The organism is Amycolatopsis sp. cmx-8-4 (assembly GCF_046548675.1).
Lineage (GTDB): Bacteria > Actinomycetota > Actinomycetes > Mycobacteriales > Pseudonocardiaceae > Amycolatopsis.
Window position 1 is genome coordinate 18,051 of record NZ_JAEBDZ010000050.1, and the last position, 22,258, is coordinate 40,308.

General features: G+C 71.6%; 27 protein-coding genes. 5 read left to right on the top strand and 22 right to left on the bottom strand.

The window, feature by feature from the left end:
• Window positions 1-33 precede the first annotated feature (33 nt).
• Genes ACLJQZ_RS46560 through ACLJQZ_RS46585 form a run of 6 tightly spaced genes read right to left on the bottom strand, consistent with a single transcriptional unit; the run spans window position 34 to window position 5,095 of the window.
• Window positions 34-777, bottom strand: a complete 744-nt coding sequence (locus tag ACLJQZ_RS46560) for an SDR family oxidoreductase (RefSeq protein WP_410627952.1) — start codon at window positions 775-777, stop codon at window positions 34-36.
• Window positions 774-1,409, bottom strand: coding sequence for a nucleoside/nucleotide kinase family protein (locus ACLJQZ_RS46565; protein ID WP_247059300.1), 636 nt, complete (start codon window positions 1,407-1,409; stop codon window positions 774-776). Before ACLJQZ_RS46565 ends, ACLJQZ_RS46560 begins: the two co-directional genes overlap by 4 nt.
• Window positions 1,406-2,266: a PfkB family carbohydrate kinase gene (locus ACLJQZ_RS46570; RefSeq protein ID WP_410627954.1), complete on the bottom strand. Its 861-nt coding sequence runs from the start codon at window positions 2,264-2,266 to the stop codon at window positions 1,406-1,408. Before ACLJQZ_RS46570 ends, ACLJQZ_RS46565 begins: the two co-directional genes overlap by 4 nt.
• On the bottom strand, window positions 2,263-3,072 hold the full coding sequence (locus tag ACLJQZ_RS46575) for an ATP-binding cassette domain-containing protein (RefSeq protein WP_410627956.1): 810 nt from the start codon (window positions 3,070-3,072) through the stop codon (window positions 2,263-2,265). The genes ACLJQZ_RS46570 and ACLJQZ_RS46575 overlap by 4 nt, the downstream gene beginning before the upstream one ends.
• On the bottom strand, window positions 3,069-4,082 hold the full coding sequence (locus ACLJQZ_RS46580; protein WP_410627958.1) for an ABC transporter permease: 1,014 nt from the start codon (window positions 4,080-4,082) through the stop codon (window positions 3,069-3,071). The genes ACLJQZ_RS46575 and ACLJQZ_RS46580 overlap by 4 nt, the downstream gene beginning before the upstream one ends.
• Window positions 4,079-5,095, bottom strand: coding sequence for a substrate-binding domain-containing protein (locus ACLJQZ_RS46585; RefSeq protein WP_410627960.1), 1,017 nt, complete (start codon window positions 5,093-5,095; stop codon window positions 4,079-4,081). The genes ACLJQZ_RS46580 and ACLJQZ_RS46585 overlap by 4 nt, the downstream gene beginning before the upstream one ends.
• A 118-nt stretch (window positions 5,096-5,213) precedes the next feature.
• Between ACLJQZ_RS46585 and ACLJQZ_RS46590 the strand changes: the two genes are divergently transcribed.
• Together ACLJQZ_RS46590 and ACLJQZ_RS46595 are read left to right on the top strand one after the other, a co-directional pair.
• The gene (locus tag ACLJQZ_RS46590) at window positions 5,214-6,251 is read left to right on the top strand and encodes a LacI family DNA-binding transcriptional regulator (protein WP_410627962.1); all 1,038 of its coding nucleotides are present in this window, start codon (window positions 5,214-5,216) and stop codon (window positions 6,249-6,251) included.
• A gap of 69 nt (window positions 6,252-6,320) precedes the next feature.
• The gene (locus ACLJQZ_RS46595; protein WP_410627963.1) at window positions 6,321-7,187 is read left to right on the top strand and encodes a LacI family DNA-binding transcriptional regulator; all 867 of its coding nucleotides are present in this window, start codon (window positions 6,321-6,323) and stop codon (window positions 7,185-7,187) included.
• A gap of 62 nt (window positions 7,188-7,249) precedes the next feature.
• Here ACLJQZ_RS46595 and ACLJQZ_RS46600 read toward each other — a convergent pair whose 3' ends face one another.
• Window positions 7,250-8,248 carry a glycoside hydrolase family 76 protein gene (locus ACLJQZ_RS46600; RefSeq protein ID WP_410627965.1) on the bottom strand — a complete coding sequence of 333 codons (999 nt, stop codon included), beginning with the start codon at window positions 8,246-8,248 and terminating at the stop codon, window positions 7,250-7,252.
• Between the two features lie 73 nt (window positions 8,249-8,321).
• On the opposite strand from ACLJQZ_RS46600, the gene ACLJQZ_RS46605 reads away from it, so the two are divergent.
• Window positions 8,322-10,460 (top strand): molybdopterin-dependent oxidoreductase, encoded by a 2,139-nt coding sequence (locus ACLJQZ_RS46605; protein WP_410627966.1) that lies wholly within the window; start codon window positions 8,322-8,324, stop codon window positions 10,458-10,460.
• Here the strand turns inward: ACLJQZ_RS46605 and ACLJQZ_RS46610 are convergent, their stop codons facing one another.
• The 11 genes from ACLJQZ_RS46610 to ACLJQZ_RS46660 all read right to left on the bottom strand — a co-directional run bounded on the left by ACLJQZ_RS46610 (window position 10,461) and on the right by ACLJQZ_RS46660 (window position 16,209).
• Complete coding sequence (locus tag ACLJQZ_RS46610; protein WP_410627967.1) at window positions 10,461-11,117, bottom strand: TrmH family RNA methyltransferase; 657 nt, start codon at window positions 11,115-11,117, stop codon at window positions 10,461-10,463.
• 15 nt (window positions 11,118-11,132) lie between these two features.
• Window positions 11,133-11,525, bottom strand: coding sequence for a DUF2784 domain-containing protein (locus ACLJQZ_RS46615; RefSeq protein WP_410627969.1), 393 nt, complete (start codon window positions 11,523-11,525; stop codon window positions 11,133-11,135).
• Window positions 11,526-11,838: 313 nt separating this feature from the next.
• Window positions 11,839-12,396, bottom strand: coding sequence for an alkaline shock response membrane anchor protein AmaP (gene amaP, locus ACLJQZ_RS46620; protein ID WP_410627970.1), 558 nt, complete (start codon window positions 12,394-12,396; stop codon window positions 11,839-11,841).
• Window positions 12,393-12,884, bottom strand: coding sequence for a DUF6286 domain-containing protein (locus ACLJQZ_RS46625; protein ID WP_410627971.1), 492 nt, complete (start codon window positions 12,882-12,884; stop codon window positions 12,393-12,395). The genes amaP and ACLJQZ_RS46625 overlap by 4 nt, the downstream gene beginning before the upstream one ends.
• Before the next feature lie 26 nt (window positions 12,885-12,910).
• Window positions 12,911-13,264 carry an Asp23/Gls24 family envelope stress response protein gene (locus ACLJQZ_RS46630; RefSeq protein ID WP_410627973.1) on the bottom strand — a complete coding sequence of 118 codons (354 nt, stop codon included), beginning with the start codon at window positions 13,262-13,264 and terminating at the stop codon, window positions 12,911-12,913.
• Window positions 13,265-13,268: 4 nt separating this feature from the next.
• The gene (locus tag ACLJQZ_RS46635; protein WP_326945243.1) at window positions 13,269-13,451 is read right to left on the bottom strand and encodes a hypothetical protein; all 183 of its coding nucleotides are present in this window, start codon (window positions 13,449-13,451) and stop codon (window positions 13,269-13,271) included.
• 2 nt (window positions 13,452-13,453) lie between these two features.
• The gene (locus tag ACLJQZ_RS46640) at window positions 13,454-13,903 is read right to left on the bottom strand and encodes an Asp23/Gls24 family envelope stress response protein (RefSeq protein WP_410627974.1); all 450 of its coding nucleotides are present in this window, start codon (window positions 13,901-13,903) and stop codon (window positions 13,454-13,456) included.
• A gap of 494 nt (window positions 13,904-14,397) precedes the next feature.
• On the bottom strand, window positions 14,398-14,694 hold the full coding sequence (locus ACLJQZ_RS46645; RefSeq protein ID WP_410627976.1) for a hypothetical protein: 297 nt from the start codon (window positions 14,692-14,694) through the stop codon (window positions 14,398-14,400).
• A complete protein-coding gene (locus ACLJQZ_RS46650) occupies window positions 14,691-15,053 on the bottom strand; it encodes an Asp23/Gls24 family envelope stress response protein (RefSeq protein ID WP_410627978.1) in 363 nt (120 codons plus the stop codon). The genes ACLJQZ_RS46645 and ACLJQZ_RS46650 overlap by 4 nt, the downstream gene beginning before the upstream one ends.
• Complete coding sequence (locus ACLJQZ_RS46655; RefSeq protein ID WP_410627979.1) at window positions 15,050-15,652, bottom strand: Asp23/Gls24 family envelope stress response protein; 603 nt, start codon at window positions 15,650-15,652, stop codon at window positions 15,050-15,052. The genes ACLJQZ_RS46650 and ACLJQZ_RS46655 overlap by 4 nt, the downstream gene beginning before the upstream one ends.
• Window positions 15,643-16,209: an RNA polymerase sigma factor gene (locus ACLJQZ_RS46660; RefSeq protein WP_410627981.1), complete on the bottom strand. Its 567-nt coding sequence runs from the start codon at window positions 16,207-16,209 to the stop codon at window positions 15,643-15,645. The genes ACLJQZ_RS46655 and ACLJQZ_RS46660 overlap by 10 nt, the downstream gene beginning before the upstream one ends.
• Window positions 16,210-16,366: 157 nt before the next feature.
• Between ACLJQZ_RS46660 and ACLJQZ_RS46665 the strand changes: the two genes are divergently transcribed.
• Window positions 16,367-16,555, top strand: a complete 189-nt coding sequence (locus ACLJQZ_RS46665; protein ID WP_410627982.1) for a CsbD family protein — start codon at window positions 16,367-16,369, stop codon at window positions 16,553-16,555.
• 36 nt (window positions 16,556-16,591) lie between these two features.
• On the opposite strand, the gene pyrE is transcribed toward ACLJQZ_RS46665, so the two are convergent.
• The 4 genes from pyrE to ACLJQZ_RS46685 form a co-directional block, all read right to left on the bottom strand.
• Complete coding sequence (gene pyrE / locus ACLJQZ_RS46670) at window positions 16,592-17,158, bottom strand: orotate phosphoribosyltransferase (protein ID WP_247059339.1); 567 nt, start codon at window positions 17,156-17,158, stop codon at window positions 16,592-16,594.
• A gap of 27 nt (window positions 17,159-17,185) precedes the next feature.
• A complete protein-coding gene (locus tag ACLJQZ_RS46675) occupies window positions 17,186-19,633 on the bottom strand; it encodes an FtsX-like permease family protein (protein WP_410627984.1) in 2,448 nt (815 codons plus the stop codon).
• Window positions 19,633-20,394 carry an ABC transporter ATP-binding protein gene (locus ACLJQZ_RS46680; RefSeq protein WP_247059342.1) on the bottom strand — a complete coding sequence of 254 codons (762 nt, stop codon included), beginning with the start codon at window positions 20,392-20,394 and terminating at the stop codon, window positions 19,633-19,635. The genes ACLJQZ_RS46675 and ACLJQZ_RS46680 overlap by 1 nt, the downstream gene beginning before the upstream one ends.
• 75 nt (window positions 20,395-20,469) lie before the next feature.
• Window positions 20,470-21,375, bottom strand: coding sequence for an SDR family NAD(P)-dependent oxidoreductase (locus tag ACLJQZ_RS46685; protein WP_410627985.1), 906 nt, complete (start codon window positions 21,373-21,375; stop codon window positions 20,470-20,472).
• On the opposite strand from ACLJQZ_RS46685, the gene ACLJQZ_RS46690 reads away from it, so the two are divergent.
• Window positions 21,374-22,135, top strand: a complete 762-nt coding sequence (locus ACLJQZ_RS46690) for a hypothetical protein (RefSeq protein ID WP_410627986.1) — start codon at window positions 21,374-21,376, stop codon at window positions 22,133-22,135. The genes ACLJQZ_RS46685 and ACLJQZ_RS46690 overlap by 2 nt on opposite strands.
• Window positions 22,136-22,258: the final 123 nt, after the last annotated feature.

Sequence of the window (22,258 nt, forward strand, 5' to 3'; positions counted from 1 at the left end):
GTTATTTCGAGGTATCGTAACGTACGCGCTCGATCACCGACCGCCACCGACGGCGAGCACCGCACCGGTGGTGAACGACGCCGCCGGCGACAGCAGCCAGAGCACCGCTTCGGCGATCTCGCTCGGCTGCCCCGCGCGGCCCATCGGGATCAGCGGGGCGTACTTCGCCATCCGGTCCGGCAGGCCGGCCGCCGCGTGCAGCCCGGTGTGGATCATCCCGGGCGCGACGGCGTTGACCCGGACGTCCTCGCCCGCGACCTCCTGGGCGAGCCCGAAGGTCAGGGTGTCGACGGCGGCCTTCGACGCGGCGTAGTGCACCCACTCCCCGGCCGAGCCGGTGCGCGCGGCCGTCGAGGAGATGTTGACGATCGCGCCGCCCGCGCCGCCGTGCCGCGTCGACATCCGGCGGACCGCCTCGCGGCAGCAGAGGAAGACGCCGGTGACGTTCACGTCGAGGGTGCGCCGGACGACGTCGACCTCGTACTCGTCGAGCCGGCCGGGGGTGTTTCCCGTGGTGGCGGCGTTGTTGACCAGCGCATCGACCGGACCGAGCGACGCGGCGGCGTCGAACAGCGCGCGCACGTCGTCCTCGGCCGAGACGTCGGCGCGGACCGCCAGCGCTTGCCGTCCGAGGGCCCGCACGCGCTCCGCGACCTCCTCCGCGGGCGCTGGCGCACCCGAGAAGTTGACGACGACGTCGTAACCCCGCGAAGCGGCCAGCTCACAGGTGGCCGCACCGATCCCCCGGCTGCCGCCGGTGACGATCAGGACGCTCACAGCGCGAAGTTGACCAGCGGGAGGTTCTCCAGCACGAGGTCCGCGCGGTCCCGCGTCTGCGTGATCAGGTCGGCGTTGCGCTGGTCCGAGCCGAGGGCACGCTGCCGCGCCTCGACGAGCGAACGGCCGTACCGGCGGTGGCGCGACACCAGCCGTTCGATGCGTTCGGGCTCGTCCGGCGCGAGGAACCATGCCTCGGTGAGCAGCGGCCGGATGGCGCTCCACGGGTCGTCCGGCAGCAGGAGGTAGTTGCCCTCCGTGATGACCAGCTGGACCTCCGGGGCGACGGCGACCGCGCCCGCGATCGGCTCTTCGATCTCGCGGCGGAACTCCGGCGCGTACACCGTCTCGCGGCCTTCGGCGAGGCGGCGGATCAGGTGGTAGTAGCCGGCCGCGTCGAAGGTGTCCGGCGCGCCCTTGCGCTCGGCGCGGCCGAGCCGGCGCAGCTCGACCTGCGCCAGGTGGAAGCCGTCCATCCCGACCACGGCGGCGCGCGAACCGAGCGCGTTGGCCAGCGCCCAGGCCAGCGTGGTCTTGCCGGACGCGGGCGCCCCGATGATGCCGAGCACGTTGCGCTGCCCGCGCACGGTCAGCCCCTCGGCCCGGGCGAGCAGATCGTCGAACGCCGTCATGTCCTGTTCCTTCCTGCGATCGCGGTCGTCCAAGACCGCGGTCCCACAAACCGCACCCGTTCGGCGGCCACCTCGTTGGCAAAGCGGATCCGGTCCGCCACCGTGTGTTCTCGCGCCACGGCGACGGCGAGCGCGCCGTGCCAGACGTCTCCCGCACCTAGTGTGTCCCGCGCTTCGACGGCCGGCACCGGCACCTCTCCCGAACGCCCGTCCGCGGTCGACCACCGCACCGGACCAGGGCCGGACGTGGTGATGACGGTCGGCACGCCCCGCTGGTGGAGGCCGGGTTCCGGCGCCCGGAAGTGCGCGGAGCAGGCGGCGACGTCGACCAGTGGGAGCAGCTCGTCGAGCACGGGCTTCCAGCTCCCGGCGTCGAGCACGACCGGCACGCTCGCGGCCCTGGCGGCCTTCGCGACCGCGAGCGCGAGTTCCGGGTGATGCCCGTCAAGCAGCACCACATCAGCCCCACCAGCCTCACCAGCCCCGAAAAGCGGAGCTTTCCCTAGGAAAGTGCGGCCTTCGGCGTTGCGGGAGACGACCGTGCGCTCGCCGTCGCGGTCGCGGACGGCGACGGCGCTGACCGGCGGCGGATCGGGGTGTTCGGGGGCCAGGTCGACGACCTGGACGCCGTGGGTCTCGAGGTCGGCGCGGGCGAGCGCCGCCAGCGGGTGTGCCCCGAGGACCGTCAGCAGCGTCGCCTCGGCCCCGAGCGCGGCGGCCGTCACCGCGGCGTTCGTCGCGGGCCCCCCGGCCGCGACGTCCACCTGCAGCGACTGCACCTTCTCGCCCGGAGCCGGAAGTTCGGTGACGCGCTGGACGACGTCCACGGTGCACAACCCCGCCAGCAGCACCCTCATTTCAAGCCGGCCACGTGGGTCGCGGCAGCCGCCTCTTCGATCTCGCCGTTCTCGTTGAGCCGCAACGCCCCCGTGAGCAGGCCGACGACCTGGTTCATCGAGTGTGTCTTCGGCGAGACGACCGCGACGCGCTTGCCGAGGCGGTGCACGTGGATGCGGTCGGCGATGTCGAACACGTGCGGCATGTTGTGGCTGATCAGCACCACCGGCAGGCCGCGGTCGCGGATCCGGCCGATCAGGTCGAGCACCTTGCCGGACTCGGCGACGCCGAGCGCGGCGGTGGGCTCGTCCATGATCACGGCCTTGGTGCCGAACGCCGCCGCGCGCGCGACGGCGACCCCTTGGCGCTGGCCGCCGGAGAGCGTCTCCACGAGCTGCGTGATCGACTTGATGTTGATGCCCAGCTCGTCGAGGATCCGCTGCGCCTCGGACCGCATGGTGGCCGTGTCGAGCTTGCGGAACAGCCCGAACGCGCCGCCGACGCGCTTCTCGCGGCCGAGGAACATGTTCGACGCGATGTCCAGCGCGGGCGCGACGGCGAGATCCTGGTACACCGTCTCGATCCCGTATCGCCGGGCGTCCAAAGGGGACTTGAAGTGGACGGTCTCACCGTCCACTTTGATCTCACCCTCGTCCGGGATCACGGCCCCTGAAAGGGTTTTGATGAGCGACGACTTCCCGGCGCCGTTGTCGCCGACGACGGCGAGCACCTCGCCGGGGAGCAGGTCGAAGTCGGCGCCGTCGATGGCGGTCACCCGGCCGTAGCGTTTCACCAGGCCACGGGCCTGCAGGATCGGTTCGGTCATGACTGCTGTCTCCTCGCGATCCGGTCCACCACGACGGCGGCGATGAGCAGGGCCCCGGTGGCGAGGTCCTGGTAGTTGCCGTCGACGTTCATCTGCGTCAGCCCGGATCGCAGCACCGCCACGACCAGCGCGCCCATCAACGTGCCCAGCACCGAGCCGCGGCCGCCGAACAGGCTCGTCCCGCCGAGGACGACGGCGGTGATCGAGTCGAGGTTGCCGAGCTGGAACTGGTTCGGGTCGGCGTTCGGCGTCCGGCCGAGCGCCTGCCACGCGGCGAGGCCGAAGGCGAGGCCCGCCACGATGTACACCGACAGGACCGTGCGGTTGACCTTGATGCCGGACAGCCGCGCGGACTCCGGCGCGTTGCCGACGGCGTAGACGTGCTTGCCCCACGCGGTTTTCGTCAGCGCGTACCAGATCCCGAGGTACATCAGCAGCGCCAGCGTCATGCCGTAGGTGATCGGGATGCCGCCGAAGAGGTAGCGCTTGGTGCCGAGCCACTGCAGCAGCCCGTCGGTCACCGGCACGGCCTGGCCGCCGGCGATGAGCTTGGACACCGCGGTGAGCATGGTGAACGTGCCGAGCGTGATGATGAACGCCGGGAGCTTGATCCGCGTGGCGAGCGAGCCGATGAAGATGCCGACGATGATCGTCAGCACGACGCCGGCCAGCAGCGCGACGAAGCCGTTCGTGCCGGCCGCGGCGAGCTTCGCCATGATCAGCGTCGCGACGACCATCGACGACGCGTTGGACAGGTCGATGCCCGCGATGAGGATGACGAGCGTCTGGCCCAGCGCGAGCGTCCCGACGACCAGCGACTGCTGGACGACGGTGGAGAGGTTGTCGAGGTCGAAGAAGGTGTCCGTGGACAGCGAGAACACCACGATCGCGACGATCAGCGCGAGCGCCGGGCCGACCGCGGGGGCGCGGAGGAGGAACTCCCCGAGCGACTCACGTTCCTTTGTGGACGGACGAGCGACGGTTGCCGTGGTCGCGTTTGTCGATGTCACTGCGCGCCTCCCCAGCAGTTCTGCAGACCCCACGCGGTGTCGTGGCTTTCGACGCCGGGCAGCGGCTTGTCGGTGATCACGGCGGACCCGGTGTTGACGAAGCCGGTCGGCTTCTTGCCGGTCTTCGCGTACGCGACGGCGGCGAGCACGCCCTGCTCGGCCATCTTCTTGGGGAACTGCATGACGGTCGCGGCGTAGAGGCCGTCCTTGACGTTCTGGACGCCTTCGCAGCCGCCGTCGATCGAGCCCATCACGATCTGGTTCGTGAGCCCGCGGGCCTTCAGCGCCGCGTTGGCGCCGCGGCCCATCGGCTCGTTCATCGAGTACACGGCGTTGATGTCCGTGGTGCGCTGCAGCAGGTTCTCCATGCCCTGCTGGGCGAGGCTCTGGTCGCCGTTGGCCGCGGTGTGGCCCTTGATCTCGGGCGAGCCGTCGGTCAGCCCGATGCCCTTGAGGAAGCCGCCGTGGCGCTGGGTGTCGACCGAGCTGCCGGCGGTGCCGTCGACCATCAGCAGCTTGGGCGGGGTGCCTTTGAGCGCCGCCTTGACGTACGCGCCCTGCTGCTGACCGGCCGCGAAGTTGTCGGTGGCGAAGGTGGCGTCGACGGCGTCCGGCGGCTCGGTCGCGGTGTCGAGCGCGATGACCAGGATCCCGGCGTCGCGGGCGTCCTTGATCGCCTTCAGCACGCCGGTCGACGAGCTGGGCGTGATGAGGATGGTGTTCGCGCCCTGTTGCACGAGGTTCTCGATGGCGCGGACCTGGCCGTCGTTGTCGCCGTCGAACTGACCGGCGAGGGCGCTGAAATCGGCGCCGTTGGCCTGCGCGGTGGCTTTCGCGGATTCGCGCAACGCCACGAAGTACGGGTTGGTGTCGGTCTTGGTGACCAGGCCGACCTTCGCCTTTCCACCGCCGCCGGTGGTGGTGTTGCCACCCCAGTGGCGTTCGACGGTGCATCCGGTCGTCGTGGCGAGGACGGCGGCCAGCGCGAGTGCTGTGAGACTTCGCTGTCTCATGGGTTCCCACCCTTTATAGGTCGAAGCTTGCCGATGGTCGGGAAGATAGACAGACTCAGGCTCCGGACGCAAGCGTTTGCGCAAACGCTTGCCGAGTTACCCCCAGGTAAGGATTGGTATGCCCCAGCCGAGATCATCGCGGCCGACCCAGCGGGACATCGCCGAGCTCGCCGGCGTCTCGATCACGACCGTTTCGCACGTGGTGAACGGAACGCGCGCGGTCGCCGAGGACACCAAGGCCGCGGTGCTGCGGGCGATCGAGACCACCGGCTACACCGGCGACGCCATCGCGCGCTCGCTGGTCACCGGCGGCACCCGCTCGATCGGGATGGCGATCTCGCTCGTCGCGAACCCGTACTTCGCGACGCTGATGCAGGCGATCGAGCGGGAGGCGTCTTCGCACGGGTACACCGTGCTGCTGGCGGACACCCACGACACCGTGAACACGGAGCGTGACACGGTCCGGACGTTGCGCTCCCGTCGTGTCGACGGCCTCCTCATCACGCCGGCGCCGGGCGACGGCTCGGTGATCGGCGAGCTGGTCTCCCTCGACGTCCCGACGGTGCTGATCGACCGGCTGACCACCCGCGTCGACGTCGACCAGGTGGGCACGGAGAACATCCAGGCGACGTCGGCGCTGACCGCGCACCTGGCCACGCTCGGGCACCGGCGGATCGGCATGATCAGCGGCGCGCCCGGGCTCTCGACCAGCGAGGAGCGCGTGCTGGGCTACCGGCTGGGGCTCGGCCGCTCCGGGCTGACGTGGTCGGCCGAGCTCGTGGCCTGCGGAAACTCGTCGCACGAGAGCGGCGCGCTGGCCGTCAGCCAGCTGCTGGCGCTGCCCGAGCCGCCGACCGCGCTGGTGGTCGGCAACGACAGCATGATGGTCGGGGTGCTGCACGAAGCGCGCCGGCGCGGGCTCAAGATCGGGCAGGACCTGCCGGTGGTCGTCTACGACGACGTCGAGTGGGCCGACCTGGTGGACCCGCCGCTGACGACGATGGCGCAGCCGATCGAGGAGATCGGCCGGCAGGCGGTACGGCTGCTGCTGGCGCGCATCAACGACCCGGCTCGCAAGGCCGAAACCGTGCGCCTACCGCCAACCCTGCGTCACCGAGAGTCGTGCGGGTGCCCGGCGGTTCACTCACATCAGTGATTCTGGGGTGTTAAGGCCGCCGCTCGGCCGCTCAGCGGATACCTTTCGGCTGAGCGTCTGCGAGGGCTTATGACGGCACTTTCGCCGGAGCTCCGGTTCTGGGACCCCCCGGTCACCTACCGGATCGGCGTCGCGATGGGTGCGCAAGCGCACCCCTATTCAGGTGAGCTGCTGCGCTCGATCAGGGCCGCCGCCGCGCAGGCCGGCTGCGACGTCACCCTGGCCGACACCGGCGACAGCGTCAGCGAAGAGGCCGCGGTCGTCCGCGCGCTGCGGGCGGACCTCGTGGACGGTGTGCTGCTGGTTCCCACGCCGGGCGACGAAGCGGTGGTCAACGGCCTGGTCCGGATGGGCGTGCCGACGGTCCTGATGGACCGTCTCGCGGCGCGCAACGACGTCGACCAGGTGGGCACGGAGAGCGTCCACTCGATGAGCACGCTGGTGAAGCACCTGATCGAGCGCCGCCACCGCAAGATCGGCCTGATCTCGGGCGACGACGGCCAGGACGTCAGCCGCGAGCGCGTCCGGGGGTATCGCCTCGGCCTGGAGCAGTCGGGCCTGCGCTGGAACCGCGAACTGGTGGAGAGCGGCCTGTCGACGTCGGGCGGAGCGGCCCGCGCGACGGCCAAGCTCCTGGACGGCTGGCCCTCCCCGACGGCGCTGGTGGTGGCGGACGAGGCGATGCTGGTGGGCGTCCAGTACGAGGCCCACCGCCGCGGCATCCGCATCGGCTCGGAGCTGGCCGTGGTCGGCTACGGCGACATGGACTGGGCCCGCAAGGTGAGCCCGGCGGTGACGACACTGGTCCAGCCGATCGCCGATATCGGCCGCCGGGCGGTGCAGCTGCTGCTGTCCCGGATGGCGGACCCGGACCGGCCACCGGAGTCGGTGCTGCTCACACCGAGGTTCCTGCACGGCGCGTCCTGCGGCTGCTGAAGCCAACCGTCCTACCGCCGCTCGTCGTGAGTGTTCAGGGCGGTTAGAACCGCCCTGAACACTCACGACGTCTGGGACAGCGTGGCCGCCGCTTCCAGGAGCATCCAGCCGCCGACCTGGACCGACATGTCGCGCTCCGGGGCGTCTTCCGGCAACGGCGACGGTGCCGGGCGGTCCCAGAAAGCGCTGAACACCGGCCCTTCCGCGGCGCCTGACCAGCACGCCTCGGCCGACGTGAGCACCAGCGACCGGGCCACCGAAGCCTCGGGGCCGGGAAGAGACCGCGCCGCCAAGGCCAGGTAGCGCGCCAGGATCGCCGCGAACAAGCCGCCGTCACCGCCGCTTTGGCCGCGGATCACGCCTCCCGGCGCACAATGCTCAGCCACCGCTCGGACCGTCCGGGCCGCATCGTCCATTAAGGACAGTTCCAGGCACGCGCCGAGGTAGACCCCTTGGCAGTACGTGTAAATGTGCTTGACCAGCTCGCCCGTGTCCGTCCGGATGCCGTCCCAGACCAGACCCGTCGACGGGTCCACCAGGGTCGACGTCAGCCAGTCCGTCATCTCGCGGGCGCGGGTGCGGTTGCCGGAGCGGGCGTAGAAGATCGCCGCCGGGCCGTTGGCCGGGGCGTTCTTGAACTCGTCGCCGACGCGCCACCAGATGCCGCCGCCCGCCGCCTCCGTCCAGCCCGACAGGAGCTGCGAGTCGATCGCCGCCAGTGCCGGGCCGACGTCGATACCCAGGGACTGAACCCGTTGCAGCGCAAGGCCAAGCCACGCGATGTCGTCGTAGAAGTCGTTCGTCCAGCGGCCGAAGTTGCGCAGCCGGACCGAGCGGACGAACGAACGGATCAGGGCGAGCCGGGACGCCGAGGGCGCGCGCAGCTGGGCGTCGATCAGCGTGTCCAGCAGGTGCGCCTGCCACCAGTAGTTCCAGTGCCAGTGCAGCCGCTGCCCCGGCGTCGCCGGCCAGCCGCTGCGGCCGAGGACCGTGCCGGGCAGCCCCCACACCCGGCGCAGGTGCCGCGAGGTCACCGCGCGTTCGGCGGCCGAGACGTCCATGCGCGCAATCCTGCCTTGCCCATCGACATACCGCTCGGTATGTTGAGAGACTCCGACGGCCTGCGAGGTACTCATGACCACGGCACACGTCACCTGCCCGCTGTGCGAAGCGACCTGCGGCCTCGAGGTGACGCTGGACGAGAACCAGCAGGTCACCCGCGTCACCGGCGACCAGCAGGACGTCTTCTCGAAGGGCTACATCTGCCCGAAGGGCGCGTCGCTCGGCGCGCTGCACCACGACCCCGATCGGCTGACCGCGCCGCTGCTCAAGCGCGACGGCGAGTTCGTCGAGGTCAGCTGGCAGGAGGCCTACGACGAGATCGACCGGCGGCTCCCGCCGATCATCGAGCGGTACGGCCGCAACGCCGTCGCCGTGTACGCGGGCAACCCCGGCGTGCACAACATCGCGCTGACGCTCTACAGCCGCGTGCTCTACAAAGCGTTGGGCACCAAGAACTTCTACAGCGCGACGTCTGTCGACCAGATGCCGAAGCACTACTCCGCCGGCACCATGTTCGGCGACCCGCTCGCCATCCCGGTGCCCGACGTCGACCGCACGCGGCACCTGCTCATCCTCGGCGCGAACCCGCTGGTGTCCAACGGCAGCCTGATGACCGCGCCGGACATGCGCGGGCGGTTGCGCGGGATCCGCGAGCGCGGCGGCAAGATCGTCGTCGTCGACCCGCGCCGCACGCGCACCGCGCAGTTCGCCGACGAGCACCACGCCATCCGGCCCGGCACCGACGCACTGCTGCTGTTCGCGCTGGTCAACGTCCTGGTCTCGGAAGAGCGCGTCCAGCTGGGCCGGCTGGCGGAGCACGTCAACGGCCTCGACGACGTCCGCGCGCTGGCGCGGCCGTTCACCCCCGAGGCCGTCGCGCCGCGCGTCGGCATCGGCGCCGACGAGATCCGCCGGATGGCCCTGGACCTGGCCGACGCCGAGAACGCCGTGGTCTACGGCCGGATCGGCACCACCACCCAGACGTTCGGCACGATCGCGAGCTGGCTGGTCGACGTCCTCAACGTGCTCACCGGCAACCTCGACGAGCCCGGCGGCGCGATGTTCCCGCTGGCCGCGTGCACGCCGACCGGGAACCGGCGTCCGTTCGCCGTCGGCCGCTGGCACAGCCGGGTGCGCGGCTACCCCGAGGTCGTCGGCGAGCTGCCGGTCGCGACGCTGGCCGACGAGATCGAAACCCCGGGCGAGGGCCAGGTCCGCGCGCTGATCACGGTCAGCGGCAACCCGTGCCTGAGCACGCCGAACGCGGGCCGCCTGGCCGCGGCCGTCGACGGCCTCGACTTCATGATCTCGGTCGACGTCTACCTCAACGAGACGTCCCGCCAGGCCGACGTCATCCTGCCCGGCCCGTCACCGCTCGAGCGGCCGCACTTCGACCTGGCGTTCTACCAGCTTTCGGTGCGCAACATCGCGAACTGGACGCCGCCGACGCTGCCGTCGAAGCTCCCGCAGGAGTGGGAGACCATGCTGCGCCTCACCGGCATCGTCACCGGTCAGGGCCCCGAGGCTGACGTCGCCGCGCTGGACGACTTCGTCGCCGCCGAAACCGCGCGGCGCGCCAAGCTGGAGATCACCGGCGACCGGACCGGGCCCGCGCGGCTGGTCGACCTGATGCTGCGCAGCGGCCCCTACGACGTCACGCTGGCCGACCTCGAAGCCGCGCCGCACGGCATCGACTTCGGCGCGCTGAAACCGCGGATCCCGGAGGTGCTGTGCACGGCGTCCGGGCGGATCGAGCTGGCGCCGGAACCGATCGTCGCGGACGTCCCGCGGCTGCGCGACGAGCTGGCTCGCCCCCTGGACGACGGCTTGGTGCTGATCGGCCGACGGCACCTGAACTCGAACAACTCGTGGATGCACAACCTCGCGCCGCTGGTCCGCGGCGGAAACCGCTGCACGGTCCTGGTCCACCCGAGCGACGCGACCCGCCTCGGCCTGACCGACGGCGGCCTCGCGTCGGTGACGTCGCGCGCCGGGAAACTGGAGGTCCCGGTGGAGGTGACGGACGAGGTCCGCGAAGGCGTGATCAGCATCCCCCACGGCTGGGGTCACGACGTGGCCGGTTCGCGCACGCGGGTGGCGAGCGCGAACCCGGGCGTCAACTCGAACCTGGTGGCCGACGAGACGCTGCTGGACGTGCCCTCGGGAACCGCGGTGCTGAACGGCATCCCGGTCGAGGTCGCGCCGGCCTGATCACCAGGCCTGCGACAGGTCCGCGTGCTGCCGGACCCAGGCGTGCATCACGATGCCCGCCGCGACGCCGGCGTTGATCGACCGCGTCGTGCCGAACTGGGCGATCGACACGACCAGCGCCGCCGTGGCCTGGGCGGCCTCCGACAGGCCCGGCCCTTCCTGGCCGAACAGCAGCACGCACTCGCGCGGGATGTCCGCCGTCTCGACCGGCTGGGACCCCGGCGTGTTGTCGACCGCCACGACCGCGAGGCCCTGCTCGGCCGCGAAGGTGAGCAGGCCGGCGACGTCGTCGTGGTGGCGGAGGTGCTGGTAGCGGTCGGTCACCATGGCGCCCCGGCGGTTCCAGCGGCGGCGGCCGACGATGTGGACCTCGGCCGCGGCGAACGCGTTGGCCGTGCGGACCACCGTGCCGATGTTGTGGTCGTGCTGGAAGTTCTCGATGGCCACGTGGAACGGGTGACGACGGGCGTCCACATCGGACACGATCGCCTCACGGCGCCAGTAGCGGTACTTGTCGACGACGTTGCGGCGGTCGCCGTCGAGCAGGAGGTCCGGGTCGTAGTGGTCGTCCGAGGGCCAGTCACCCGGCCAGGGGCCGACGCCGACCTCTTCGCGGCTCACCCACTCGGTGGGCCCGACGTCGTGGGGTGTGCTCACGGCGTCGATTGTCGCCTAACCCAGGTGGACGGCGTGCGCGCGGGCGTCCTCGTGGTGGTCGCGGTGGCGCCACCGGTGGTACACACCGACGTACGAGTAGATCACCAGCACGACCGCGATGATGCCGATCGCCGGCAGCCACGAACGCGGGAACACCGTGTCGTAGAGGTAGTACGCGTTGAACCCGCCGGGCAGGTCGCCGAGGCCTTCCTGGTTCCGGAAGAAGTTCTCCAGCGCGGTCAGCGGGCACGGCACCGGCGTGACGTTCACGAGGACGCCCCAGAACGCCGCGAACATGTGCACGAAGATCAGCTTGGGCCAGCGCCAGGCGAGGAACCCGCCCAGGCCGATCAGCAGCAAGGCGAGGATGTGCACCGCAACGGTCACGTCGGCCAGGAACTTCGCCACCGTCCACCCCCTTACCCCGATCCCCCTACCAGCGACTTTACTCCGCTGACCGGAATCGGCCTGCTCGAAGAATGCCCAGCGGTGTGATGTTCAACCCACCGGAGCAACTTCTTCACCTGGGCGGTGACGGAGGCGTCACACCGGGTGGAAATTCGGGGGGACGTTTCGCCGGGTACTTCGTCGGTTCCTCGTGGGGGTACTGATCGGGTGCGCCGTCCGGTTTCTTCCGGTTCGGGTCGTTCGGGCGGTGCGGCTCACCGGGCGTCGACGGCTGCTCGTCCATCCGTCGACGGTAACCCCGGCGGCCACCGCTTCACCGGGCGCGAGCGCCCGATTTCGCCGTCAGCCGAACTTCGAGCCGCACCGGCAGGGCGTCGACCTCCAGGGCCTGCCGCAGCCGCGGGACGGCGTGCTCGGTGATCCGGGCGCGGATCGCCCCCGCGTCGGCCTCGGCGTCGGTCGTGACGATCAGGAACAGTTCCGGTGCCTCCCGCGGCCCGGTGAGCCAGGCCGACGCCGACCGGACGCCGGCGTAGCCCTCGACGTCGGCCGCGACCGGCGCGGCGGCCGTCGACGAGTCCAGCGTGGTCGCGCCGTCGGCCTCCTCGGTCCGCCAGGCGACGGTCTTCGGCCGCCGGAACGCCTGGGCCGTCAGCCAGCGCAGGCACAGCAGCCCCAGCACCACGGCGACCGCGATCGCCGCGTAGAACACCCAGGTCGGCGGCGCCGTCGAGCCCGGGACCAGCGAAGACGCCGGATCGAGGACGTGCAGCCGCCCGAAGTGGGTGGCCAGCGCGAACCCGCCGGCGGCGAGCAGCACGAGCCCGATCAGGGCGAGCAGGGTGCGGTTGAGCGCGGCGGGCCGGTTCATCGCGCACCTCGCACGCGGACGCGGACCCGCGGCGGCGTGGCCAGGCCGACCTGGCCGAGCCGCGTTTCGAGCGCGGAGCGGACGGCGTCGGCGAGCCCGTCGGTGCGCGTCCGCTGGGTCTTCACCTTCACCCGCACGGTGCGGCGACGCAGCTTGAGCGCGGCCGCCGAGACGCCGTCGACGTGCGCGGCGGTCGCCCGCAGCGACGTCCGCAGGCCGTGGCGCGTGGTGCCGGTGTCGAAACCCGGCTCCGGCGCCAGCGGCAGGACGACCGGGCGGCCGCGCAGCAACGCCGCCGCCAGCAGCACGAACCCCACGAGAACCGCTGCCCCGCCCCCGACGAGCACGGGCAGTTCGTTCCAGGAGGTGTCGTGCACGCGGGCGGCGACCGCGTCGTAGGACAGCACCGGCGGCACGCCCAGCAGCCGCTGCACGAGCGCCGTCACGACGAACGCGCACGCGGCGAGCAGGACGAGCGCGGTGAGCATCGCCGGCACACTCCGCCGTGGCCGCCTCATCGGACCCGCCGCTTCGGCTGCTCGACCGGCGGCAGCGCGATCGTGATGTCGACGCGCTGGGTGCGGAGACCGGTCAGTTCGGTGGTGCGGCCGAGCAGGTGGGCCCGGACCCGGTCGGCGGTGCCGGTGACGGGCGCCGGGTAGATCACGGGCAGCCGGATGTCCACAGTGGTCACTTCACCGTCCACTGTGGCCTTCGCGGTGACGTCGGTGGCGACGCCGTCGACCTCGCGCGCGGCCCGGGCGGCGATGCGCCCGACCGCCCGCGGCTCGACGGTCGTCTCGCCGCGCTCTTCTTCTTCGGCCGTCTCGACGTCATCACGACGATGCCGGGCAGTGACCGTGGACATGGGGTTACCTCCGATCCCGAGCGGCCCCGACGAGGGCGGACAGGTCGAGCTTGCCGTCGGCCCAGCGGCCGGCGAGGAGGCCGAGGCCGCCCAGCACGAGCACGGCGACGAAAGCGCCGAACCCGCCGAAGGCGGCCGCGAACCCCAGCGCCAGGCCGAAGAGCAGACCGATCAGGGTGCCGTTCACGGTCACAGCACCCGGTCGCTGGTGACGGGCTCGTCGTCGTCACCCGGGATGTGGACGTCGTTGACGTTGATGTTCACCTCGACGACCTGCAGCCCGGTCATCTGCTCGATCGCGGTGATCACGTTGCGCCGCACCGACCGCGCGAGATCCGCGATGGCGACGCCGTACTCGACGACGAGCTGCAGATCGACGGCGGCCTGCTTCTCGCCGACCTCGACCGAAACACCCTGGCCGACGCTGGAGGACGCGCCGGGGATGCGATCGCGCAGGGCGCTCAGAGCGCGAGCGGCACCGCCGCCGAGTTCGTGCACGCCGTTGACCTCACGGGCGGCGAGCCCGGCGATCTTCTGCACGACGGTGTCGGCGATGGTGGTGGTGCCCTGCTTCGAGACGAGCGCGCTGGTGGCGTCGTTCGCGGTGGTCACCACGGTCTTCTCGGCGGTCGCGGTCATGAGGTCCTCCTCGGATGTCCTGGGAATGTCCTGGGGAACAAGGCTTTCCGCCTGGTTCGTAGGTAAGGACACCGGGGATGGGGAATCGTCACTGCCCCGATCGTGTGACGTGGGTCTCGGCTTCGGCCGCTCGTTTCCGCCGCCCCCGAAACGCTGACGGTGGCGCGGATCCGTCGGCCTCAGGCCGGTTGTCCCCAGGGTGAGCCACATGTGGACAACTCGGCGGAATCGGCCGCACGACACCGGATTTGTCCGTGGGCGCCGGTACGCTGGGCGTGGGACGTCCCCCCAGGGAGCGGCGGGGGTATGTGTGTGGGGCTGGGGGATTTGGCTCGAGCGTTCGTCAGGCTGCTTCCGGAGCGGCCGGCACGCCGCCCGGAACGGCCAACACGGCGACGGGAACGGCCAACACGGCACCCGGCGCCGACGACGGGGGTCCGTTGTCGGCGTGTTGGCCACTCCGGGCGGCGTGTTGGCCGCTCCGGTCGTGCGGATCAGGCGAAGGCCGCGCCGTCGAGGTCGGTGATGACCAAGCGCAGGTGGGCGTTCTCCCACTCCGTGCCCGCCAGCACCGGGCGGACGACTTCCGTCGCGCGGTCCAGCAATGGCGGGATCGGCAGCCGGGACGCGATCAGGCGGATCTGGACCAGTTCCGGCGTCAGGTCGACGGCCATGCCTTCCCAGTCCACCGGGAGCCACGTCGTCTCGGCGGACACCGGGGTCGCCGGGCGGAGGCCGGGGACGCCCTTGATCGCGACGATGATCTTCTCGACCGCTTCGCCCGCGATCACCGGTTCGCCGTTTCGATGTCCATGATGGACACCGACACCTCGTCGACGACCAGGCCGGTCTGCGCGGTGACGTACCGGCTGACCGCGCGCTGCACCGACCGCCCGACCGTCGCGGCCTGGTCGGCGCCCGACGCGATCAGGTCGACCTGGACGCTCAGCCTGCCGTCCACCGTGCGGACGCGGACGCCGTCGGCCGGGGCCGGGTCGAGGCCCTTCCAGCGCTGGCGGGCCGCCCGCGTCCACGCCGTCACCAGCCCCAGCAGGCCCGGCTCCAGCCGCACCACGCCCGGCGCGGTGATCGCCGCCCGGGCCGCCACGCTGGCGATCACCGGGTCGGCGATGACGTACTCCACAGTCATTCCCCTGGCTCCCCGACAGTGTCCTCGCCGACAGTGTCTTCCTCGACAGCGTCTTCCTCAAAGATGTCGTCCACCAGCAGGTCGAGCTTCGCCAGCGTCAGGCCCACCCGGGCCGCGGCCGCCGCGGTCACCCGCTCCCGCACCAGCGACAACGCTTCACCGCCCGTAGCGTTCCGCAGACTCACCGCGAGGGTGAGCTCGACTTCGACGACACCCGCGTCGTCGTTCCGGATCCGGCAGCGCCGGGCGCGGATGCCCTTGACGGTGTCCGCCGCGTACCGCAGCACCGCCGCCACCGCCTGCTCGCTGATCTCGACCGACCCCGGTTCCGGGGTCGGCAGCGCCACCATCGAGCCGCGCCGCACCTCGGCCCGGACCGCCGACATGATCCGGCCGAACAGGTCCGGGGGCGGTGCGTCCGTCTCGGCCACCATCTCGGACGTCGCCTCGCGCAACGCGAGCAGGCTTTCGCGCGCCGCCCGGCAGTGCGGGCAGGTCAGCTCGTGCTCGTCGGCCAGCCCGGCGCCGACCGCGTCGAGCCGCTCCCACACCTGCTCGACATCGCGTTCGCAGGGCAGTTCGTAGTCCGTCATCGCCATGGCTTCATCACCTCCGCCAGCTGTGCCCTGGCCCGCGCGATCCGGCCCCGCACCGCGGTGCCGTTCACGCCGACGATTTCGCCGATCTCCTCGTAGGACCGGCCGTGCACCTCACGCAGCAGCCAGCACGCCCGCTGTTCCGGGGTGAGCTGCGCCAAGGCCGTGTTCAACGCCGCGAGCTGGCCGCTCACCTGCGCGGCCCGCTCCGGCTGGAGGTCGCCGCGCGGCGACTCCGCCGTGTCCAGGTCGACGTCGGCCTGTGGCCGGCGCACCCGGATGGCGTTCAGGCAGCGGTTCGTCGTGGCCCGGTAGAGCCAGCCGACGAACGCGGCGTCCTCGCCGAGCTGGTCGAGCTTGCGCCAGGCGTTGAGGAACACCTCCTGCACGACGTCCTCGGCGTCACCGCGGTTCGCGAGCATCTTCGCCGCGAGCCGGAACATCGGGCCCTGGTAGCGCAGCACGAGCTGTTCGTACGCCCGGACGTCGCCGTCCCGCGCGCGGCCCACCAGGGTCGCGTCGTCGAGCGGCGTGCCGGGATCCGCGCTGGTCGTCGTCACGGCACCTCCTCTGCAAGAGGACACGGGGGCCCGGGAAACGTCACGCACTGATTGTGGGTGACAGCCATCACTCGTGCGAATCCGTGACGAAAGATCGCCGCCGGGGTCCTTCCGGCACCAGGCACCCACCGGGGTGCCACGGATCGGGAGGTGTCCCATGTCGCTGGGCGACAAGATCAGCAACAAGGCCGAGGACCTGGGCGGCAAGGCCAAGGAGACCGCCGGGAACGTCACCGGCGACGAGCAGCTGAAGGCCGAGGGCCAGGGCGACCAGGCGAAGGCGGGTCTGAAAGACGCCGTCGAGCACGTCAAGGACGCCGCGAAGGACCTCTTCAACAAGAAGTGAGCCGGGGGCTGACGCGCGGCCGCCCCCGGCCCCGCGTCAGCCTTCCAGCCCCAGGTCGTCCAGGCCGAGGATGAACCGGTACTCGAGGCCTTCCTTCTCGATGGCCTCGCGCGCGCCGGTGTCGCGGTCGACGACCGTCACGACCCCGATGACGTCGGCGCCGGCTTCACGCAGCGCCGCCACCGCGGTGAGCACGCTGCTGCCGGTCGTGGAGGTGTCCTCGACGGCCAGCACGCGCTGGCCGCGGACCTCCATGCCCTCGATGCGCCGCTGCATCCCGTGCGCCTTCGTGTCCTTGCGGACGACGAACGCGTCGAGCACGACACCGTCGGTCGCCGCGGAGTGCAGCATCGCCAGCGCGACCGGGTCGGCGCCGAGCGTGAGCCCGCCGGCCGCCACGTAGTCCCAGTCCGCCGTGAGCTGCCGCAGCAGCTTGCCGATCAACGGCGCGGCCGCGTGGTGCAGCGTCGCCCGCCGGAGATCGATGTAGTAGTCGGCTTCCTTGCCGGACGCCAGGGTCACTTTTCCGTGCACCACGGAAAGATCGGTGACCAACCTGGCCAGTTCGAGTTTCGCCGCTTGATCCAGAACGGGGTTCGCCACGGCCGTGAGTCTTACACACGACCGGGTTCACTCCCCGATGGATGTGGCGTCGACCGCACGCCCGCGCGTCGCCGCCCAGGCCGGGACCAAGATCGCCACCAGCGCAAGCACTACGGCGATGGCGAGCACCGTCAGGTAGATCGTGATCGGCCCCGACGGCAGCACGGAACCGGTCACCACGAGGCAGAACGGGACGATCGCGCCGGCCGCCGTCGCCGTGCCGAGCAGGATCGCGATGGTCGCGATCAGCCCGCCTTCGACGCCGGCCATCCGCAGCACCTGGCCGCGGGTGAACCCGCTCAGCCGCTGCAGCCCGAACTCGCGGCGCCGCTTGCCGGTCGCCATCACCAGCGTGTTGACGACGGAGATCACGGTGTAGGCGATGATCATCCCGACGAGCAGGTAGTTGACCCACGCGCCGACCTCGTTGCCCTCGGTGTGCGCCGCGATCAGCGCGTCCCGGTCACCGATCCGCACCGGCAACCCCGCTGTCGCCGCGCGAAGGTGCGAAGCCAGCGTCGCCGGGTCGACGCCGGGAGCGGCGCGGACCAGCAGCTGCGGGACGAGCCCGGTGGTCGTGTGCGGCGCCAGCAGCCCGGCGGGCAGCACGAGGCTCTCGAACCCGGGGCGCTGGCTCACAACGGCCCCCACCCGCACATCCACCGGGGTGCCGTCACCGAGCCGCAGCGACAGGGTGTCGCCGACGTGGCGGCCGAGCGTGTCCGGCACCGTGACGGCGTTCCCGGTCAGCTCGCTGACGCCGACAGCGGGCCAGCCGTCCTTGTCCTGGTTCGAGTCGAACGGCTTCTCGATGAAGACCGTGCTCGTGACGTATTCCGACGCGCTCGCAACCCCGGGGACCGAGCGGACCCGGCTCACCACCGAAGGGTCGAGGCCGATCGGCGAGCCGACGACGGCGTCCGCGCGCAGGTCCTCGGTGTACGCCTGGTTCGAGACGGCTTCCTGGGTGGTCTGCAGGTAGATGTTCGCGGTCGCGATGCCGACGGCGAGCATGATCGGCGTGACCGCGCCGGCCGTCCGGACCGCGACGACGCGCGTGTTGAGCAGCGCGACGCGGCCGACCACGCCGGTGACCGCCTGCAGCGGCCAGCGCAGCAGCGTCGCCATCACCTTCGTGACGCCGGGGCTGATCGCCGCCAGGCCGAACGCCCACAGCATCACGGCCGGGCCGGACGTGCTGGCCGCGACCGGGCCGGTCATCACCGCGACCGTGACGATCGCCAGCGCCGTCCCGCCGCCGAAGCACAGGATCGCCGTGATCAGGCGGATCGGCGTCAGCCAGCGCCGCTCGACGGCGGCTTCGGCGAGCGCTTCGGTCGGACGGACCTTCGAAGCGCGCCGTCCCGCGACGAACGCGGCGCCGACGACGGCCAGCAGGGACGCGCCCGCGGCGACCGTCGCCGGGAGCCAGCCCTGCTCGAAACGCAGCACGTCGGGGACGACGTGGTTGGCCGCGAGCTGGTCGAACAGCCACCGCCCGAGCAGCGGGCCGAGGGCGATCGCGGCTCCCACCGCGAGCAGCCCGACGACCAGCGCCTCGCCGAGCACCATCCGCCGCAGCTGGCGCGGGGTCGTGCCGATGGCGCGCAGCAGCGCGAGTTCGCGCTGGCGCTGCTGCGTCGACAGCGAGAGCGTGCCCGCGACGACGAACACCATGACCATCGCCGACAGGCCGCCGGAGACCGCGGCCAGCACGATGAGGTTCTCCCCGCTCTGGTCGACCTCCGGGAACTCCAGGAGCCCGCGGTCGGTGCCGGTCATGACCACCCCGGCATCCCCGACGGCGGCCGTCACCGCGGCGACGTCGCCGCCGAAGACGCCGATCGTGTCGAACCGGCCGGGGTGCCCGGCCAGGCGTCCGGCGTCCGAAGGCGCGAAGAACACGGCCGGGTCCCGCATCGGCTGCGGCGCGGTGGCGATGCCGGAGACGCGGTACTGGGCGACCTCGCCGTGCGCGGCGACGGGCAGCGTGGCGCCGACGGCGAGCCCCAGCCCGGCGTCCACCACGACTTCGCCGGGCTGCGGTGCCTGGCCCTGCAACGTGTACGGCGTCAGCACGGCCGAGTCCCAGGCGTGCCCGAGCGCGCTCGCGGAGCCGATCTGAGCGGCGAAGCTGACCTCGCCGACGACGTTCGTGACGCTGGGGAGCGCGCGAATGCGGTCGGCCAGCGCGGCGTCGACCCGGACGCGCTCGGCCAGGGTGCCGTTCTCGAACTTGTGCTTGTCCTCGGGGTCGAGGGTCGCCGGGTCGTCCTCCGGCAGCTTGAGCGTCTGCTGCCCGCCGACGACGATCGGCGCCGCGGCCAGCCGCTGCACCGGCGTCTCGGACCGGATGCCCGACTCCATCAGGCCACCGCAGGCGGAGACGATCACCGCGCCGAAGAAGACGGCGACGAACGTCGCCAGGAAGGCGCCCTTGCGCAGGCGCAGGGTGCGCAGTGCCAGCTTGAACATCAGGCCCGCACCGCCGACCGGTCCCAAGCACCGAGGTGGGTCATCCGCTCGGCGACGGCTTCCGCGGTCGGCCGGGCCAGCCGGCCGGCGATCCGGCCGTCGGCCAGGAACACGACGTCGTCGGCGTGGGACGCGGCGACCGGGTCGTGCGTCACCATGATCACCGTCTGGCCCGACGCCCGGACGGACTCGCGCAGCAGGCCGAGGACGTCGGCGGCGGTGCGGGTGTCGAGCGCGCCGGTCGGCTCGTCGGCGAACAGCACGGCCGGGTCGGTGACCAGGGCCCGCGCGATCGCGACGCGCTGCTGCTGCCCGCCGGACAGCTGCCCGGGCAGGTGCTTGCGGCGGCCGTCGAGCCCGACGTGCGTGAGGATCCGCGAGACGAGCCGCTTGTCCGCGCGCTTCCCGGCCAGCTGCAGCGGGAGGACGACGTTCTGCTCGACCGTCAGCGCCGGGAGCAGGTTGAACGCCTGGAACACGAAGCCGACGCGGTCGCGCCGCAGCTTGGTCAGGTAGGTCTCGCTCTTGCCGTCGAGGTCCTGCCCGTCGAGCACGACCCGCCCCGACGTCGGCCGGTCGAGGCCCGCCGCGCAGTGCAGGAACGTGCTCTTGCCCGAGCCCGACGGGCCCATCACAGCTGTGAAACCGCCGCGCGGGAAGGAGATCGAGACCCCGTCCAGCGCGACCACGCCTTCGCCGTACTCCTTGCGCACGGCTTCGAGCCGGACCGCGTCGGCTGCCTCGTGCCACCCAGTTGTCATGGGAGAAACGCTAGGCAGGTAGCGCCCGGACCTCCCTGGTGCTGACGCGCGTTTCGAAGGTAGGGACAGCCCTACTCAGGTGCGGCCCTTGCCGCCGAAGCCGCCGCTGATCTTGCGCAGCACAGCGCGCGGGAGCAGGCCGCCGATCGCCACGACGGCCTTGTACTGCAGGCTCGGCACCGAGATCACCTTGCCGCGGCGCAGGTCCGCGAGGGCCTCGTTGACCACCTGTTCGACGCCCAGCCAGGCGATCTTCGGGCCCGGCCGGTCGAGGCCGGCGCGCTCGTGGAACTCGGTCGCGGTGAACCCCGGGCAGAGCGCCATCATCCGGACGCCCTTCGGCAGCGACGCGGCGATGCCCTCGGTGAACGACGTGACCCAGTTCTTGCTCGCGGTGTAGGTCGAACCGCGGCCGCTGAAGAAGCCCGCGACGCTGCTGACCTGGATGACGTCACCGCGGCCGCGGTCGACCATGCCCGGCAGCACCGCGCGGGTCAGCCGCAGCACGGCGGTGACGTTGACGTCGAGCTGGCGCTGCAACGCGTCCGGCGAGACGGTCCAGAAGTCGCCGCCCAGCCCGAACCCGGCGTTGTTCACGAGCAGGTCGATCGGGCCGGCGGCCAGCCGCTCCTCGACGGCCGTTCGTCCGTCCACTTCGGACAGGTCGGCGGGCAGCACCTCGACGGCGACGCCGTGGCGTTCCCGCAGTTCGGCGGCGTAGGCCGCCAGTCGCGAGGCGTCCCGGGCGACGAGCACCAGGTCGTACTTCTCGGCGGCGAGCGTGCGCGCGAACTGCGCGCCGATGCCCGCGGTGGCTCCGGTGATCACGGCGGTGTGATGTCCGGGGCTTCGCCCCGGACCGGGGGCTCCGCCACCCGGACCCCCGGCAAAGACGTTGGTGGTGGTCATGTGGGTGAACCATACCCGCTGGTCAGGGCCCGAGGTGCAGCCGTTTGGCGCTCGGGTTATCGTCCCCGGCATGGGTAAGCACAGCAGGCGCAAGAGCGGCTATCTGCCCAGGGTCGCCGCCGGCGCGGCACCCGTCGCCCTCCTCTTCGCCGCCCCCGTTTCGGCGTTCGCCGCCCCGTCCGACCTGACGCTGCCGATCGACCACCGGCACACCACGACGCTGAACAACGACGGCGACGCCCTCACCGCGACCCGCCGCGACGTCGTCGGCAAGCGGCTCGGTGACGTGCGGCTCGCCGCCGACCGCACGGAGGCCGTCGCCACGGGCGGTGAACGCGCGGGTGTCGCCGAGAGCGCCCACCAGGGCGTTTGGCTGGGCCACGACGTCGACGTCCTGAGCGAGCACGCCGAGCAGCTCGACACCGGGCTGTTCACCGGAGACCTCACCGGCGGAGTCGCCGCCCGCCGCTCGTCCGGGCAGGCCGTCGACCTCGGTCAGCTCGGCGCGGTCGGGACGACGTCCGAACAGCACGTCATCAGCAGGCTTCCGGGGGTTCCGGGTGGCGGAGCCCCCGGCTCGGAGCGAAGCTCCGATTGGCTCAGCAGCTTCACCGGCGTCCTCGACGTCGGGCAGAAGCACGAGGCAGGCGGCACGGTGGGGCCGGCGTCCGGCCTGGTCAGGACGTCGCAGAGCCTGTCATCGGGCTCGTTCGGCGGCGACTTCGGCGTCGACCGCGTGGTTCACGTCCAGGGCAGCACGACTTCGGTGCGCGGCACGCTGGACCAGCACCCGTCGGTGTCGCTGAGCGTGCTGGACCGGCCGGTGCTCTAGTGTGTCGCGTCGTAAATTCGTGAGTTAAGTGGGTAGTATGGGGATATGTCGAGAACCGGGCGTCCGAAGGCTGAGCTGGTGTTGGCTGATGTCGAGCGTGAGCAGTTGATTCGCTGGTCGCGG